The organism is Rhodococcus sp. SORGH_AS_0301, assembly GCF_030818285.1.
Classification (GTDB): domain Bacteria; phylum Actinomycetota; class Actinomycetes; order Mycobacteriales; family Mycobacteriaceae; genus Rhodococcoides.
Genome location: NZ_JAUTAC010000002.1, coordinates 2141255 through 2157947, shown reverse-complemented (window position 1 = coordinate 2157947; position 16693 = coordinate 2141255). Strand labels below are relative to the sequence as shown.

At 70.2% G+C, this 16693-nt stretch carries 12 protein-coding genes; 7 read left to right on the top strand and 5 right to left on the bottom strand.

What is annotated here, in order from left to right; genetic code table 11:
• Positions 1-64 precede the first annotated feature (64 nt).
• On the top strand, positions 65-3454 hold the full coding sequence (locus QE397_RS10715) for an ATP-dependent DNA helicase (protein WP_307093261.1): 3390 nt from the start codon (positions 65-67) through the stop codon (positions 3452-3454).
• Positions 3451-6807, top strand: coding sequence for an ATP-dependent DNA helicase (locus QE397_RS10710; RefSeq protein ID WP_307093259.1), 3357 nt, complete (start codon positions 3451-3453; stop codon positions 6805-6807). The genes QE397_RS10715 and QE397_RS10710 overlap by 4 nt, the downstream gene beginning before the upstream one ends.
• Here QE397_RS10710 and QE397_RS10705 read toward each other — a convergent pair whose 3' ends face one another.
• On the bottom strand, positions 6808-7239 hold the full coding sequence (locus tag QE397_RS10705; protein WP_051613612.1) for a hypothetical protein: 432 nt from the start codon (positions 7237-7239) through the stop codon (positions 6808-6810). It abuts the gene before it with no gap.
• A gap of 159 nt (positions 7240-7398) precedes the next feature.
• Here QE397_RS10705 and QE397_RS10700 point away from each other — a divergent pair, with 159 nt between their 5' ends.
• The gene (locus QE397_RS10700) at positions 7399-8469 is read left to right on the top strand and encodes a TrkA family potassium uptake protein (RefSeq protein ID WP_027506830.1); all 1071 of its coding nucleotides are present in this window, start codon (positions 7399-7401) and stop codon (positions 8467-8469) included.
• An 87-nt stretch (positions 8470-8556) separates the two neighbouring features.
• Positions 8557-9432, top strand: coding sequence for an NAD(+) diphosphatase (gene nudC, locus QE397_RS10695; RefSeq protein ID WP_056448061.1), 876 nt, complete (start codon positions 8557-8559; stop codon positions 9430-9432).
• A 20-nt stretch (positions 9433-9452) separates the two neighbouring features.
• On the opposite strand, the gene QE397_RS10690 is transcribed toward nudC, so the two are convergent.
• Positions 9453-9680, bottom strand: a complete 228-nt coding sequence (locus QE397_RS10690; RefSeq protein ID WP_037186837.1) for a mycoredoxin — start codon at positions 9678-9680, stop codon at positions 9453-9455.
• Positions 9681-9816: 136 nt separating this feature from the next.
• Between QE397_RS10690 and QE397_RS10685 the strand changes: the two genes are divergently transcribed.
• The 3 genes from QE397_RS10685 (at position 9817) to QE397_RS10675 (ending at position 12789) form a co-directional block, all read left to right on the top strand.
• Positions 9817-11946, top strand: a complete 2130-nt coding sequence (locus tag QE397_RS10685) for an ATP-dependent DNA helicase UvrD2 (protein WP_307093257.1) — start codon at positions 9817-9819, stop codon at positions 11944-11946.
• A gap of 89 nt (positions 11947-12035) precedes the next feature.
• The gene (locus QE397_RS10680; protein ID WP_307093256.1) at positions 12036-12293 is read left to right on the top strand and encodes a hypothetical protein; all 258 of its coding nucleotides are present in this window, start codon (positions 12036-12038) and stop codon (positions 12291-12293) included.
• 151 nt (positions 12294-12444) lie between these two features.
• Entirely contained in the window at positions 12445-12789 is a 345-nt protein-coding gene (locus QE397_RS10675; RefSeq protein WP_156380535.1) for a WhiB family transcriptional regulator, read from the top strand.
• Between the two features lie 23 nt (positions 12790-12812).
• Here QE397_RS10675 and QE397_RS10670 read toward each other — a convergent pair whose 3' ends face one another.
• The 3 genes from QE397_RS10670 to QE397_RS10660 all read right to left on the bottom strand — a co-directional run bounded on the left by QE397_RS10670 (position 12813) and on the right by QE397_RS10660 (position 16591).
• On the bottom strand, positions 12813-14123 hold the full coding sequence (locus QE397_RS10670) for an AarF/ABC1/UbiB kinase family protein (RefSeq protein WP_027506825.1): 1311 nt from the start codon (positions 14121-14123) through the stop codon (positions 12813-12815).
• Positions 14124-14206: 83 nt separating this feature from the next.
• Positions 14207-15088 carry a hypothetical protein gene (locus QE397_RS10665; RefSeq protein WP_222627077.1) on the bottom strand — a complete coding sequence of 294 codons (882 nt, stop codon included), beginning with the start codon at positions 15086-15088 and terminating at the stop codon, positions 14207-14209.
• Positions 15089-15211: 123 nt separating this feature from the next.
• Positions 15212-16591, bottom strand: a complete 1380-nt coding sequence (locus QE397_RS10660; protein ID WP_307093254.1) for a zinc-dependent metalloprotease — start codon at positions 16589-16591, stop codon at positions 15212-15214.
• Positions 16592-16693 lie beyond the last annotated feature (102 nt).

Below are 16693 nucleotides of genomic sequence, written 5' to 3'. Positions count from 1 at the left end.
GTCTCGGAGAGGGGGCTGTGTGGGAACTGGGGGTGTGTCGGACTCCCATGATGCAATGCGCCTCATGAACGACGACGGCGCGGGCACCACCGGAGACGCGGCTGTCACCCGTGGCGGTATCCGGCTGGTGCGCCGGACGCACCGTGTCGCGCAGGTGCGCACGTGGCCGCAGGAGTGTGCGCCGCTGGTCGCGCCGAGTGAGCCCGGCGACTCCCGGCCGTGGCAGGTTCTGGGCGGTCCGGGCACCGGGAAGACCGCGCTCGTCGCCGATGTGGCGGTGGCGCGGATGACGGCGCCGGGAAGCGATCCGGAGTCGGTCCTGGTGCTCACGCACTCGCGTCAGGCGGCCGTCGACATGCGCGAGCAGATCACCGCCGGGCTGTTGGGCGTGTCCTCCGAGCCCCGCGCGACACGCGAGCCACTCGTACGCACGGTGCACTCGTACGCCTTCGCCGTGCTGCGGTTGCAGGCGTCCGCCTACGGCAATCCGCCGCCGCGTCTCCTCACCAACGCGGAGCAGGACTCCGTGATCCGCGAGATGCTCCGCGGTGAGATCGCGGACGGCGCCGCCCGGTGGCCGGAGCGCGTGCGCCCGGCGCTCGGACTGGTGGGCTTCGCGTCCGAGCTCCGTGATCTCGTCCTGCGCGCCGCGGAACGCGGGCTCGGTCCGGAGGACCTGATCGCGTGGGGGCGGAAGCACTCTCGGCCCGAGTGGGTAGCTGCGGGCAAGTTCGCCGCACAGTACGAACAGGCGATGTTGCTTCGAGGATCGGTCGGCGTCGAGACTCCGGAGGCCACGTCGCCCGGACTGGACGCGGCCGAGCTCGTGGGTGCAGCGCTCACGGCGTTCGCGACGGATCCGGACCTGCTCGTCTCCGAACGTCGGCGCATCCGCCACGTGCTGGTGGACGATGCCCAGCACCTCGATCCGCAGGCGGCCCAGCTGGTGCGGCTGCTCTCCGCCGGTGCGTCGTCCACCGTCGTCGCCGGCGATCCCGATCAGGCGGTCTTCTCCTTCCGCGGCGCGGACGCGCACTTCCTCACCGATCTGGACGACGGGCACGGTGGTCGTCGTGTCGTGTTGTCCCGCAACCACCGTTCGGACTCCGGTGTCGGCTCGGTGCAGCGGGCGATCACCGCGCACCTGTCCGGTCGGGTCGCACACCGTGTCGGCACGCAGTTCCGCGACGACAGGGCGGAGGACGAACACCCGTCGGCCGAGGAGGAGACCCGCGCGGTTCCGCCGGTGCGGGTGGTCGTCGCGTCCTCGACGGCGAAGGAGGCCACCGCCATCGCCGACACGTTCCGCCGCGCGCATCTCGCCGACGGCGTGCCCTGGTCGGAGATGGCCGTCGTCGTCCGCTCCGTTCCGCGGTCGCTGCCGTCCCTGCGTCGCGCGCTGCACGCCGCGGGGGTGCCGGTGGTGTCGTCCGCCACGGCCGTGCCCCTGCATCGGCACCGTGGTGCGGCTGCCCTGCTGCTCGCGATGCGTGCGGTCGCCGCTGCCCGGTGCGCACCCGAGCGGTCGGCGGCGGTGTTCTCCGACGACGCTGCGTTGGCACTGCTCGAAGGTCCCATCGGAGGGGCGGATCCGCTCGCCGTCCGCAGACTGCGTCGCGGGCTACGGCGGGGCGACGTGGCCGAGGGCGGCGAGCGGGACTCGTCCGTGCTGCTGCGCGCCGCGATGATCGGCTCCTCGGTCGACCCGCTCGTCGCACGTCTGTCCGACGTCGAGAAGGCACCGCTCACCCGCGTCCGTGCCGTGGTCACGGCCATCGCGAAGGCGGTGGGCCCAGCCGGTCGTCGCGTCGAGGACGCACTCTGGGCCGGGTGGCGGGCCACCAGGCTCGAACGCCGGTGGGTGGCGTCGTCCGCCCGGGGTGGGCCTCTCGGCGTGCAGGCAGATCGGGATCTGGACAGCGTCGTCGCGTTGTTCGACGCCGCGGCCGCGTACGTCGACGCACTCCCGCGCGGCACCCTGGAGGGGTTCGTCGAGTACGTCACCGACCAGGAGGTTCCCGTGGGCGACGGGCGGCGTCCCGCGATCGTTCCCGACGCGGTGCGGATTCTGAGTGCCCATGCCGCGGTCGGGCGCGAGTGGGACGTCGTCGCGGTGGCGGGCGTACAGGAGGGACTGTGGCCCGCGCTGCGCCCGCGCGGATCGCTGCTCGGGGTCGAGGCCCTGGTGGATCTCGCCGCGGGTGTCTCCGACGGCGATCGAGAGTTGGACGATCGGGTCTCGCGGACCGCACCGTTGCTCGCGGAGGAACGTCGCCTGTTCCTGGTGGCGTGCAGCCGCGCACGGTCGAGCCTGCTCGTCACCGCCGTCGACTCGGTGACCGGTGGCGCGGACACCGTGCGGTCGAGGTTCGTGGACGACCTGCTCGCGTCCGATGCCGTGCGGTACTCGGACGTCGACGAGAGCGACTCCGGTGCCGGCCCCACCGCGCCTCTCGGCCGGGTGCTCGCGTTGCCCGCTCTGGTCGCCGAGCTGCGTGCGGTCGTGTGCGACCGTCGTGTCGCGGAGAACGACCCCGACCGCCATGCGCGCGCCGCACGGCACCTGGCGCGACTGGCGAGTGAAGGGGTTCGCGGCGCCCACCCGGACGAGTGGTACGGGCTGTCCGGAACCAGTACCGAGATGGCGCTGTGGGATCCGGCGGACGGGCCGGTGTCGTTGTCGCCGTCCACGGTGGAGGTGCTCACCGCGTGCCCGCTGCGGTGGGCTCTCGAACGCAACGGGGGCACCGACGGCGACACCGTGCACGCGGTCACCGGAACGCTGGTGCACACGCTGGTGCAGGCAGTGGCCGGTCGGGTGCCGCCGGACGAGGTGCGCAGAGAGCTGGAGAAAGCTTGGGTGGCAGTCGATCTCGGATCTGCGTGGTTCTCGCGCAAGGAGCTCGCACGTACCGCCACCATGATCGAGACGTTCCAGGAGTGGATGTCACGTTCACGCGGCGAGCTGACGGAGGCCGGTGTCGAGGTGCCGGTGGACGGGGTGTTGGAACCGCGCACGCCGGACGAGCCCGCCGTCGCGCTGCGCGGACGGATCGATCGGCTCGAACGTGACCCCGACGGACGACCCGTGGTCGTCGACGTCAAGACCGGTAAGAACGCGGCGACGGCCGCGGCGACGGCCGAGCACGCGCAGCTCGCGACGTATCAGGTGGCACTCGCCGCCGGTGCGGTCGAGGGCGAACCGGCCGGCAGTCCCGGCGGCGGGCGGTTGGTCTACGTCGCCAAGCCGCACACCAGGACCGGTGCCACCGAACGAGCGCAGGCAGCACTCACGGGGGAGACCCTCGAGCAGTGGCGCACCGTCGTCGTCGACGCGGCGCGTGCCACGCGGGGCCCGGTGTTCGAGGCTCGCGTCAACGACGGCTGTCGGCACTGCCCGATAGCGTCGTCCTGCCCGGCACAGGACAGAGGCAGGCAGGTGACCGAAGGATGAGAGACGTGGCCCGAGTGAGCCCCGCCGAGGTCGCCGTCGCTCTCGGCCAGTTTCCGCCCACCGACGAGCAGTCGGAGATCATCGCGGCTCCGCGCGGTCCGTTGCTGGTCGTCGCCGGCGCCGGTGCCGGCAAGACGGAGACCATGGCGGCGCGAGTGGTCTGGATGGTGGCCAACGGTCTGGTCCGGCCGGAGGAGGTGCTGGGCCTGACCTTCACGCGCAAGGCCGCCCAGCAGCTCACCACGCGCATTCGCCAACGGCTGGCCCGATTGGCCGGGTCCGACCTGCTGCGGCGTCTCGATCCGTCCGGTGAGCTGCGGCGCACCGTCCTGTCGGGCGAGCCCGAGGTGAGCACGTACCACTCGTACGCGGGCCGACTGCTCCAACGCCACGGCATGGTGCTGCCGCTCGAACCGTCCACGACCCTCGTGTCGGAGACCGAGCTGTGGCAGCTGGCCCACCGCGTGGTGGCCGCATGGGACGGCGACGTCCCACTGGACCGGGCACCGGCGTCGATCACGGAATCCGTGCTCGCCCTGTCCGGTCAGCTCGCCGAGCACCTGGTCGAACCGGGCGACCTGGGAGAGGCCCACACAGAGCTCGAGAAGCTGATCCACCATCTGCCACCGGGCCCGAAGCAGAAGAGCGGCGGTCCCACCAAGGACCTGCTGGGCATACTGCAGGTGCAGGAACACCGGCTCGATCTGCTGCCCCTGGTGGCGCGGCTCCACGAGGTCATGACCCGTGACGGACTGCTCGACTTCGGGCGGGAGATGTCCCTGGCCGCCCGTGTCGCGGCGGACCACCCGGACGTGGGCCGCGACGAGCGCACGCGGTGCCGGCTGGTGCTGCTGGACGAGTACCAGGACACCGGTCACGCGCAGCGCGTCCTGCTGTCCTCGCTGTTCGGGGGTGGCCGTGACTCCACTCTGACGGTGACGGCCGTCGGCGACCCGATGCAGTCGATCTACGGCTGGCGCGGTGCGTCCGCCGCGAACCTTCCCCGGTTCGCTACCGACTTCCCACGCTCGGCGCGCTACCCGGCCCCGGTGCGTCAGTTGTCGACCAGCTGGCGCAACCCGCCCGAGGCGCTCGCGCTGGCCAATGCGGTGGCTGCCCCGTTGCGCATGCGCGGTGTCGCGGTGGACGAGTTGCGCGCGCGTCCCGGTGCGGTGCCCGGCGATGTCCGGCTCGCGCTGACCACCACGGTGGACGACGAGCGCCGGTGGATCGCCGAGGCGATCGCGCGGGAGTACCGCACGGCGCGGGAGGACGGGCGCACTCCGCCCACCGCGGCGGTCCTGGTGCGGCGCAACGCCGATGCGGGGCCGATGGCCGAGGTTCTGCGCGGCGCAGGCCTGCCCGTCGAGGTCGTCGGACTCGGTGGGCTGCTCCGGACGCCCGAGGTCGCCGACCTCGTGGCGATGCTGCGGCTGGTGAGCGACCCGCTGGCCGGCAGCGCCGCCATGCGCGTTCTCACCGGCTCGCGCTGGCAACTGGGTGCCGCCGATCTGCGTGCCCTGTGGAGGCGAGCGCGGGAGATCGCGGCGCACACCGGCCGCGGGCGGACGGGCACGGTCACCGACGCCGAGGAGTTGGGGCGCGCGCTCGAGGACGGCATGCCCGGGGAGCGATCGGAACAGTCCGGGCTGGTGGACGCCCTGGCGGATCCGGGCGACCCGTCGCGCTACTCCGAGGCGGGACATCGGCGCATCCTCGCCCTCGGCGGGGAACTGCAGTCACTGCGCCACCGGCTCGGTCAGCCACTTCCCGATCTGGTCGCCGACGTCGAGCGAGTGCTCGGGATCGACGTGGAGGCGGGGGCGCGTCGTCCGTCGGGGGACGCGGGCGGGCGCGAGCATCTCGACGCCTTCGCCGAGGTGGTCGCCGAGTACGGCGATCAGCAGACGGCGACTCTCACCGGACTGCTGTCCTTCCTGTCCGCCGCCGAGTCCGTGGAGGACGGCCTCGCGCCCGGCGAGGTCGACGTCGACCCGCACCGGGTGCAGGTGCTCACCGTGCACTCCGCGAAGGGTCTGGAGTGGGAGGTCGTGGCGGTACCGCACGTCTGCGAGAGCGTGTTCCCGTCCACCAGGTCGTCCGCGTCCTGGTTGGGCTCGGTGGCCGAGCTACCGCCGTCCCTGCGCGGTGACAGGGCGATTCCGGGTGACGACGCCGGGGGCGTCCCCGTTCTCGATCTCGAGGGCGCGACTCACCGCGGCGACATCGCCGACGCCGTCACCGAACACAAGGCTGCGCTCGCACGTCGCCGACTCGACGAGGACCGACGGTTGTTCTACGTCGCCCTCACGCGCACCGAGCGGGTGTTGCTGGTCTCGGCGCACCACTGGGCTCCCGGCGCCTCGTCGCCGAAGGGTCCCTCGTCGTTCCTCGCCGAACTGCACGGCCTCGTCGAGACCACCTCGGCGATCGGCGGCGCGGAGATCGGGACCGTGCAGCACTGGGAACCCACTCCGCCGGACGGAGCCGACAACCCCTACGCGACAGTCGAACTGACGGCACTTTGGCCGGCCGATCCGCTGGGTGCCCGCCGTGAGGACGTGATCATGGGGTCTGCAGCCGTGCGCGCCGCACTCGTCGAGTCGGCATCGGTCGAGGAATCGTCGTCCGAGAATCCGGACGACGACGACTCCGACGGGTGGGCGCGTGACGTCGAACTGCTTCTCGCCGAACGTGATGCGGTGTCGCGGCCGGAAACCGACGTCGTCGTGCCCGACACCATGTCGGTGAGCCAGGTGGTCCACCTCGTCGCGGATCCGGACGCCCTGGCATCGACGCTGCGGCGACCGGTCCCGTTCGCGCCCAACCCCTTGGCGCGTCGCGGCACCGCGTTCCACGCCTGGGTCGAACGACGCTTCGGGGCGACCCGCCTGCTCGACCTGGACGAGCTGCCCGGCGCGGCGGACGGCGCCTCGGCCGCCGACACGGACCTCGAGGAGCTGCAGCGTGCGTTCGACGCGTCACCGTGGGCGTTGCGCAGTCCCGTCGAGGTGGAGGTCCCGTTCGAGACGTCGGTCGGTGGAGTCGTGTTGCGGGGACGGATGGACGCCGTGTTCGCGGACTCCGACGGTGGCTGGACGGTGGTGGACTGGAAGACCGGCGCGCAGCCGACACCGGCCGAGGAACGTGCGGTGGCGATCCAGCTCGCCGCCTACCGACTCGCCTGGGCGGAGCTGATGTCGGCGACCCGCTCCGAGCCGGTGCCCCTCACCACGGTGCGGGCGGCCTTCCACTACGTGCGATCGGGAGTCACCGTGTCTCCGACGGATCTCCCGGACGCGGAACGGTTGGCGGAGATCATCTCCACGGCGGGCGCGGACCCGGCGACGTGATCAGCGCGCGTCGCGGTACACCTTCCAGGACTGCGTGATCAGCGGGATCTGCAGCGGCAGTCGAGCCACGACCCCCACCTTCATCGCGGTCGAGGTCTTCTCGCTCTGCAACCACGACGCGGCCATCTGCAGGTTGGCCGGGAACACGGCCACGAAGAAGGCGGCGGCCGCGGCGCCGGTCAGGCGACGAGTGCGGGGAACGATCAGTCCGGCCGCCAGTCCGAGCTCCGCCACTCCCGACACGTACGTGTACGTCCGCGGTGATCCGGGGAGCACGTGCGGCACCTGGGAATCGAACGGCGCCGGTGTGACGAAGTGCAGGACACCGGCTCCGCCGAGGAGGACCGCGAGTCGCTGCGCCGCCCTGTCCGCCGCCCGTCGGCGCGACGGGAGTCGAACGGAATCGAGCAGCGGCAGGGTGCGGAGCGTCATGGTCGCAGCCTGCACCATCGTCTGCTCGTTGCCAACAGGACGGTGGAGCACCGGAGTTCTGCAGCGACTGATGGGGGTCGGCGGCTCGATGCTCCGATACAGTCACGGCAGCCGACGAGGCGGATCGACGACCACGAGCGACGGACGAGGACCACATTCATGGCAGGACGGTTGCGGAATCGGCTGCTGAACACCGACACCGGACTCACGGATCGCCCCGACTTCGCACTGGTGGGTGTCCTGCGGATCCCGGAGTTCGAGCAGAGCCCCTGGCGGGCGATCTACCAGCGCATCATCATCGCGCTCGCCACGCTCTTCGTGGCCGCCATGGTCGTCTACGTGGACCGGGACGGGTACGCCGACAACCAAGACAATCAGCTGTCCTTCCTCGACGCTTTCTATTACACGACCGTGTCGCTGTCGACCACCGGCTACGGCGACATCGCGCCCATCACCCCGTCCGCGCGCCTGGTGAACATCCTGGTCATCACGCCGCTGCGCGTCTTCTTCCTGATCCTGCTCGTCGGCACCACCCTGTCAGTGCTCACCGAACGTTCGCGCCAGGCGTTCAAGATTCAGCGATGGAGGCGCAACGTGCGCAATCACACCGTGGTCGTCGGGTACGGCACGAAGGGTCGCACCGCGATCGCCGCGATGCTCGGAGACGGGGTGTCGGCCTCGGACATCGTGGTCGTCGACACCGATCAGTCGTCCCTGGACGCGGCGAGCAACCTGGGCCTGGTGACCGTGCAGGGCTCGGCCACCCGGTCGGATGTCCTGCGCCTGACCGGTGCTCAGTACGCCGCGTCGATCATCGTCGCGACCAACCGGGACGACACCGCCGTGCTGGTGACGCTCACGGCGCGGGAGATCGCGCCCAAGGCGAAGATCGTGGCCGCGGTGCGCGAGGCGGAGAACGTGCATCTCCTGCGCCAGTCGGGCGCCGATTCCGTGGTGGTCTCCTCGGAGACCGCCGGGCGACTGCTGGGCATCGCGACGACCACGCCGAGCGTCGTGGAGATGATGGAGGACCTGCTGACCCCCGAGGCGGGCTTCGCGATCGCCGAGCGCGAGGTCGAACGCGACGAGGTCGGCGGATCGCCCCGCCACCTGTCGGACATCGTGCTCGGTGTGGTCCGTGACGGTCGCCTGGTGCGGGTCGGTTCGCCCGAGGTCGATGCGATCGAGGCGGACGACAGACTGCTCTACATCCGACGCGTCTCCAACTGACCAGCCGCACTGCGGTGCACCGGATCTGCCGCCGTCGGACCCGGTCAGTAGGGTCGTGACGTGTCCTTCCGACTTCTGTCCGAGCCCATGCTCTCGCGTTCCCCGATCGACCGCGCCGAGGAATTGCGTCGCGACGACGCGGCACTCGCCGCAGGGTGGCCCACCGCACGGCTGTTGCGCGTGGACAGTCAGGGTCGCGTGCCGGTCGAGGACGGTCGAGTGGCGCTCGTACCGGCCGTCGACACGGCGGACTCGCCGCCGGAGGACGCGGTGTTCCTGGGAGTCGTCGACGACCACCACGTCTGGGCGGTCTCCGTCTCCGCACTCGCCGGCGAGGTGACGGATCTGCGGTCGTTCGGCGACGTCCTCACGGAGTCGTCGGCAGGGCTGGTCGTGACGGCGGTGGCATTGTTGAACTGGCACCGGTCAGCGGCGTTCAGTGCGCGCGACGGATCACCGACCGTGCTCTCGTCGGCGGGGTGGTCCCGCACCAGCACCCTCACGGGCCACGAGGAGTGGCCTCGGTCCGACCCGGCGATCATCGTCCTCGTGCACGACGGGGCGGACCGCGTCCTCCTCGCACGCCAGCCGATGTGGCCGGAGCGTCGGATGTCGGTGCTCGCCGGTTTCGTGGAGGCGGGGGAGTCGCTCGAGACGTGCGTGAGCCGCGAGGTGGGCGAGGAGGTCGGTCTCGACGTGTCCGACATCACCTATCTCGGCAGTCAACCCTGGCCGTTCCCGCGCTCGGTGATGATCGGGTTCGCGGCGCGCGCGAACGCCTCACAACCGCTGTCGTTCAACGACGGTGAGATCGCGGAGGCGCGATGGTTCACCCGTGACGAGGTACGCACCGCCCTCGCCGCCGGGGACTGGAGCGCCTCGGAGGACGCTCCGCTCCTGCTTCCGGGAAGCATCTCCATCGCCCGCGCGATGGTGGAGTCGTGGGCGGCGCTCGAGTCCTGACGAACGCGAGCGCCCACGCCTCAGTTCAGGCCGATGGCCTTCTTGACCTGCGCGAGGCTGGGGTTGGTCGCAGTGGAACCGTCGGCGTACTTCAGAGTCGGCACGACGTGGTTTCCGTTGTTGACGCTCCCGACGAACTCGGCGGACGCGGGATCCTTCTCGATGTCGATCTCCGTGTAGGCGATGCCGTTCTCGTCGAGCTGCGTCTTGAGACGTCGGCAGTAGCCGCACCAGGTCGTCGAGTACATCGTCACTGCGGGCACGTGGGCTGTGTCTTTCTGCTGTGCTGTGGTCACGCAACTCTCAACGCGGAGTCATCGACGGTTGTTCCGATCGGGCGGTGGGCGCGCCGGCGGTGTCGGTGCGGGCTGACATGATGGCCACGTGAACGACAGGGATGCGGTGGAGGGTCTCGACCCCGAACAGTCGGCCGCCGTGCTCGCTCCGCGAGGCCCCGTGTGTGTGCTCGCGGGTGCAGGAACCGGCAAGACCAGGACGATCACCCGTCGCATCGCCCACCTCGTCGCGGACGGGCACGTCAAGCCGAGTCAGGTCCTCGCCGTCACGTTCACCGCGCGGGCTGCGGGGGAGATGCGCGAACGGCTCCGCGTCCTCGGTATCCGGGGGCAGTCGTCCGACGGGCAGGTGCAGGCGCGCACGTTCCATGCCGCCGCGATGCGGCAGCTCAAGTACTTCTGGCCGCAGGTCGTGGGAAACACGGACTGGCGTCTGCTGGATCGCAAGTTCGGCGTCGTCGGGCAGGCCGCCTCCGCTGCCGGCGTCTCGACGTCCACCGACAGTGTCCGCGACCTGGCGGGTGAGATCGAGTGGGCCAAGGCCTCGCTGATCGCGCCCGAGGACTATCCGGCCGCCGCCGCACGGCTGCACCGCGACACGCCGACCGACGCGGATCGTGTCGCCGCGGTCTACGAGGGTTACGAGGAACTCAAGAACCGCGATCCCGATGCTGTGCTCCTCGACTTCGACGATCTGCTGCTGCACACGGCGGCGGCGCTCGAGAACAGCCCGTCCGTCGCACAGGAGTTCCGCGAGCGGTACCGGTGCTTCGTCGTGGACGAGTACCAGGACGTCACTCCACTGCAGCAGCGTGTGTTGGACGCCTGGCTGGGCGATCGGGACGACCTGACGGTGGTCGGCGACGCCAACCAGACCATCTACTCCTTCACCGGGGCCACACCGCGGTTCCTGCTCGACTTCTCGCGGCGGTTCCCGGAGGCGACGGTGGTGCGCCTGGAGCGCGACTACCGGTCCACGCCGGAGGTCGTCGGGCTCGCCAACAAGGTCATCGGCGCGGCGAAGGGGCGCATCGCGGGGACACGGCTCCAGCTCATCGGACAGCGCGCGGCGGGACCGGACCCCACCTTCGTGGAGTACGACGACGAGGCGTCCGAGGCAGCGGGAGTCGCGCGCACCGTTCAACGGTTGATCCGTACCGGCACGGCGCCGTCCGAGATCGCTGTGCTCTATCGCATCAACGCTCATTCCGAGGCGCACGAGAAGGCGCTGACGGATCTGGCAATTCCGTATCAGATCCGCGGCGGCGAGAGCTTCTTCCAGCGGCAGGACGTCCGGTCGGCCGTCGCCGCCGTTCGGTCGAGCGCCGCCCGGGACGACCTGCCGTCCGACGCACGCAGCGGGGCCGGGCTGCCGCGCCTCGTGGAAGCGGTGCTGGCTCCCCTGGGACTGTCGGCGACGGAACCGAACGGTGCTCAGGCGCGGGAGAAGTGGGCTGCGTTGCGGGCTCTCGTCGCGCTGACCGAGGATCTCGTCGTCCAGGTACCCGATCTCGATCTCGAGGGACTGGTGCGTGAGTTCGCGATGCGCGCGGAGGCTCGGCACCCTCCGGTGGTGGAGGGGGTGACGCTGGCGTCACTGCACGCCGCCAAGGGACTCGAATGGGACGCGGTCTTCCTCGTCGGTCTCACCGACGGCACGCTGCCCATCAGTCACGCTCTGGGAGACAACAACTCGTCGCCCGACGAGGCCGCGGTGGAGGAGGAGCGTCGCCTGTTGTACGTGGGTGTGACGCGCGCCAGGGAGCACCTCGAACTGTCCTGGGCGCTGGCCCGTAACGAGGGCGGTCGCAAGTCGCGTCGGCGTTCGCGGTTCCTGGTCGACCTGGTTCCCGAGTCGTCGCCCGCATCGCGCATCGCCGCACCCACCGTCCACAAGAAGCGGCCGGTCTGCCGTGTGTGCGGCAAGCCCGTCATCGGCACGGTGGCCACCATGCTCGGCCGGTGTGAGAACTGCCCGTCCGACGTCGACATCGCTCTGCTCGAATCCCTGCGGACCTGGCGGTCGGAGACGTCGAAGGCGCTCAAGGTTCCTGCCTACGTGGTCTTCAGCGACAACACGCTGACCGCCATCGCGGAGCAACGGCCACGCGACGATCGCGGGCTCGTCGCGATCCCGGGTATCGGGGCGAAGAAGCTCGAGCGGTTCGGAGCCGACGTCTTGGCGCTCGTCGACGCCCGTCTCTCCGCCACCGAGTGAGCGCATCTCCGCAGGTCGAAAAAGGGTTGTGCGGTCTGAGGCAGCCGTTTACTGTGTATTTCGTACCGCGCGCCCCGTGAGGGTTTCCGGTGCGTGACCTGCTCGATTCCGACTCGCCGCCGAAGGAGGTGTCACCCGTGGAGATCTACACCACCGCAGCGCTTCTGCAGCAGAAGTCTGCCGTCTGCAGCACCGGCATGAACAAAGCCGGCGCAGGCGCAGTCGCCGAAGCACTCGCACTGAGCACGAACGGTTTCGGAGTGGCACCCTTGCCGCGCCGTCACCGCGAGCGCTGGGCGCATCGCGCATCCGTGGGCACCGGAGTCGATCGGGACATCACTCGATAGGCACCGCACAGCATTCCTTCGTCGAAGGCCACGGATTCGCACCTGCGAACCGTGGCCTTCGTCGTGGGACACCCCTCGACGCCGTTCACGGATCTCGCCAGATCTGTCGAGTTCGACACCACCGTGAATCGCAGCAGAAGAGGAGAACGACGTGTCACCCGCCACCACCCGGACGACATGCCGCACCGACGACACCACGACCGACCGGTCCGTGGCCGCCATCGACGACTTCGTCGCAGATCAGTTGCCGTGCCGCCGAGCCGATCCGGATCTCTGGTTCGCCGAGTCGCCCGACCGTCTCGAACGCGCCAAGCAGCTGTGCGCACATTGCCCCATCAGGTCGGGGTGCCTCGACGCGGCGCTCGACCGTGCCGAGCCGTGGGGAGTGTGGGGCGGCGAGATCTTCGATCAGGGAGTCGTCATCGCGCGCAAGCGGTCTCGCGGCCGTCCCCGCAAGAACCCGGTCACACCCGCACCGTCCGTCGTCTGTGCTTGACGGTCGGTGCGGGTGTCGCCCGGCTACTCGGCGAACCCGGGCATCCACTCGGTGAGAATCGCCATGTACGGAGCATTCGCGTCGAGCTGGGCGCAGATGCCCACCGATCCCAGGAGAACGCGGAAGATCACCGCGTACCGCGGCGGCAGATTGAGGGACCGGGCCGTACGGAACTGCGGACCGTTGAAGTCCGCGGCCTTGCCTGCCGTGCCCTGCAGCCACTTTCGAGTGAAGTGGAACGACTCGGTCTTGATCGGATCGGTGAAGGGGCGGAGATAGTCGGCGATCTCCTGCTCGGTGACCTCGCGGCCGGGAATCACGAATCCCGTCTCGCGCAGCAGTTCCGTCAGCTCGTCGAACTCCTCGTCGCGCGAGAGTCGCACCATCCGACCGAGTTCCGGGGGCAGACCGTCGGGGAGAGTGAGGCACGCACCGAAGTCGATGACGCCGAGCCTGCCGTCGGCGAGCAACTTGAAGTTGCCGGGGTGCGGATCGCCGTGGATGCGGCGGACGCGCTCCGCCGATTCGAAGTGGAAGCGGGCCAGGTTCTCGCCGGCGGTGTTGCGCTGCTCCGCGGTTCCGGTGGCGATGACGGAGGAGAGGGACGTTCCTTCCATCCACTCCGTGATGACCACCTTGGGAGCACTCGCCACGACACGAGGCACGGCGAATCTTTCGTCCCCGTCGTAGACCGCGGCGAACGCACGCTGGTTCTCGCCTTCGATCCGGTAGTCGAGTTCCTCCTCCGTGCGCGCCGACATCTCGTCGAGGACGGCCTTCACGTCGGTTCCCGGCACGATGGTGCCGAGGATGCCGACGAAACGCGACAGCGTCTTGAGGTCGGCCTTCAGCGCCTCGTCCGCACCCGGGTACTGGATCTTGACCGCCACGTCGCGACCGTCGGACCAAGTCGCTCTGTGCACCTGCCCGATGGAGGCCGACGCGGTGGCCGTGTCGTCGAAGTCGGAGATGCGCGAGCGCCACCCGGTGCCGAGCTGTTGATCCATCACCCGATGGACCGTCGCGATCGGCATCGGGGGCGCCTCGGCCTGCAGCTTGGTCAGCGCCTCGCGGTAGGGCTCTGCCATCTCCTCGGGTACGGCCGCCTCCATGACGCTGAGAGCCTGACCCAACTTCATCGCTCCGCCCTTGAGTTCGCCGAGAACGGCGAACATCTGCTGGGCGGCCTTGGCGCTGAGTTCGGCGTCGATCTCCGCACGATTTCCGCCCGCGAGTTTGCGTCCGAAGCCCATCGCTGCGCGGCCTGCCATCCCGAGGGGGATGCTGGCCAGCTTGGCTGTCCGGGCGGAACTGCTGCGGGGGATGTCGGGCATGACTCCATCATGTCTGACGATCGGCCGACGCGCCGCGACCGGTCGAGACCCGGCCGCGCATCCGTGACACGTCACACCGTCCGTCACCGACGAGCGCAGGTGCACAACAGGTGACGCGGCCATCGTCGACGGCGGGTGGCCGCGGCGACGAGGTCCACCTCCAGGCTGTGCCCGACGGTCATCGGTGCGGGCGAGTCCGCGTGTGCGTCGAGGAACTCGGTGACCTGCGCGACCGCGAACGCCGCGGTGGCGGCGATGGTGGCGCCGCTCGCGGACCCGACGGTGCCGAGGAGCTGCGCGGCGAGGTGCGGCCACTCCCGGTCGTAGTCGCACCGCGTCAGCTCGACGCACTCGAGGCAGGGCGTGTGTCCGGGAAGGACTAGCGGTCCCACCACGCCGACGCCGTCGCGCAGCCGCACGGGAAGGTGCGGGATGCCGTCGTCCATGAGCACCCGGGAGACCTCGGGGGCACAGAGCACGGTGTCCGCCACGACCACGCAGTCGACGTCCGCGTGTCTGTGGGGGAGCGACACGTGCCGGCGCTGGACGCGGCCCGTCGGGGACAACCCGATGGACACCGCATCCGACAGGGGACCGCGTCCCAGAACGAGGACCGTGCGGACGGCGGACGACCGCGGACGACGACGTCCGAGCACGCCCAGTCGTTCGAGTTCGGCCTGCACCGCGGTGAGCACTGCCGCGTCCACGCCGAGTTCGGCTGCACGCCAGTACACGTCGGGTATCGACCGCCGTCCGTCCAGGAGACGTAGCACCGAGGCCATGACGGCCGGTGTCACGCCGTCCGGCGGGGTGAGGACCACCCGGCGCTCAGGATGCCAGCCGACCTGCAGCCGACCGTCTCGGCGCACGAGGAGCGTGACCGATTCGGCCAGGTGCGGGAGGCCGTCCCGGTCGGCGCGCGTGCGGGCGATCTCGGGCGAGCTCGCGTGGCGTGTCTCCGTCATGCGCAGACGATGGCACGCCCCACACTGCGGACGGGGGTGTCTCGCGCCGCTTGTCCACAGGTGTGCGGCGCTCCGACCTGCGATCCAGTCACGCGGACGTCGGGAAGTCCCAGGTCGACGGAATCAGACGGGGGCGGGGCCCTCGTCGTCTCCCTCGGCCTTCTTCTCGGCCGCGCGCTTGCGCTCGAACTCCTCGAGCTGAGCGATGGGGTCGTCGAAGGACCCGGTGTCCCCGCCCACGATGCGATCGATGAAGGACGACGAGTCGTCGAGGTCCGCGGTGTCGGGCAGCAGATCGGGGTGGGCCCACACACCGTCGCGGCCGTCGATACCCGCAGCGTCGGTCAGTCGACGCCACAGATCGGATGCTTCACGCACCTTGCGCGGCCGCAATTCGAGGCCGATGAGCGTCGCGAAGGTCTGCTCGGCCGGGCCGCCGGACGCGCGACGGCGCCGCATCGTCTCCGACAGCGCGGACGCTCCCGGCAGCCGCTCGCCCAGAGCGGTGGTCACCACCGTGTCCACCCACCCCTCGACGAGGGCCAGCAGTGTCTCGAGGCGCTCCAGGGCCGCCTTCTGCTCCGGGGTCGTCTGCGGCTCGAACGCACCCTGCTGCAGGATCTTCTCCAGCTGGCTCGGGTCGGTGAGCGCGGACGGATCGATACCGCGGGCCGCCTCCTCGATGGCACCGAAGTCCATCCGAATGCCGCGCGCGTACTCCTCGACGGTGGCCAGAACGCGCTGACGCAGCCACGGCACGTGCGAGTAGAGACGATGGTGGGCGACCTCGCGCGCGGCCAGGAACACCAGCACCTCGCGCTCGGGCAGCTCGGTGCCCTCGCTGAACACCGCGACGGCGTCGGGAAGCAGCGCCGCAGTGTCCGACGGGCCGAGCGGCAGGCCGATGTCGGTCGAGGTGAGGACCTCCTTGGCCAGCTGGCCCAATGCCTGGCCCAGCTGTGAGCCGAACGCCATGCCGCCCATCTGACCGAGCATGCCGATCATCGGACCGACCATCTGTTGCGCCTCCGGCGGCAACGCGGAGGTCCACATGCCGGAGATCTGCTCGGCGACGGGATCGCACAACCGCTTCCACGTGTCGAGCGTGTTGTCCAACCATTCCTGCGGAGTCCACGCCTCGGTGCGCACCGCGCCGGCCGGGAGGATGGTGGCCTCGTTCAGCCACTGCTCCGCCAGGTGCGCCGCGTCGACGACGGCGGACTTCGATCCCTCCCGCACGGGGGTGGTCGACCCGATCTGCTGGAGGGCCAGCTTCTTCGCCAGGTCGTAGTTCACCGGTCCGGACGTGGCACCGGATCCCATCCCGCTGAACATCTGACCCATCTGCGTGAACATCTGGCCGAGCGCCGCCGGATCGAAACCCTCGGCGCCGAAACCGAATCCGCCGGCACCACCTCCGGGCGTGCCGGAGCCGCCGCTCGACCCCTCGTTCTTGTCCGGGTCGTCGTCGGAATTGGAGAATCCGAAAGGCGTGTTGGTCATGGTTCAACGGTACAAGCCGAACACGGGTTCGGCGGCGATGCCGAGTGCGCCGAGCGCGAACACAGCGACGCCACGGGCGACGTCGACGCGTCTCCCCGACAG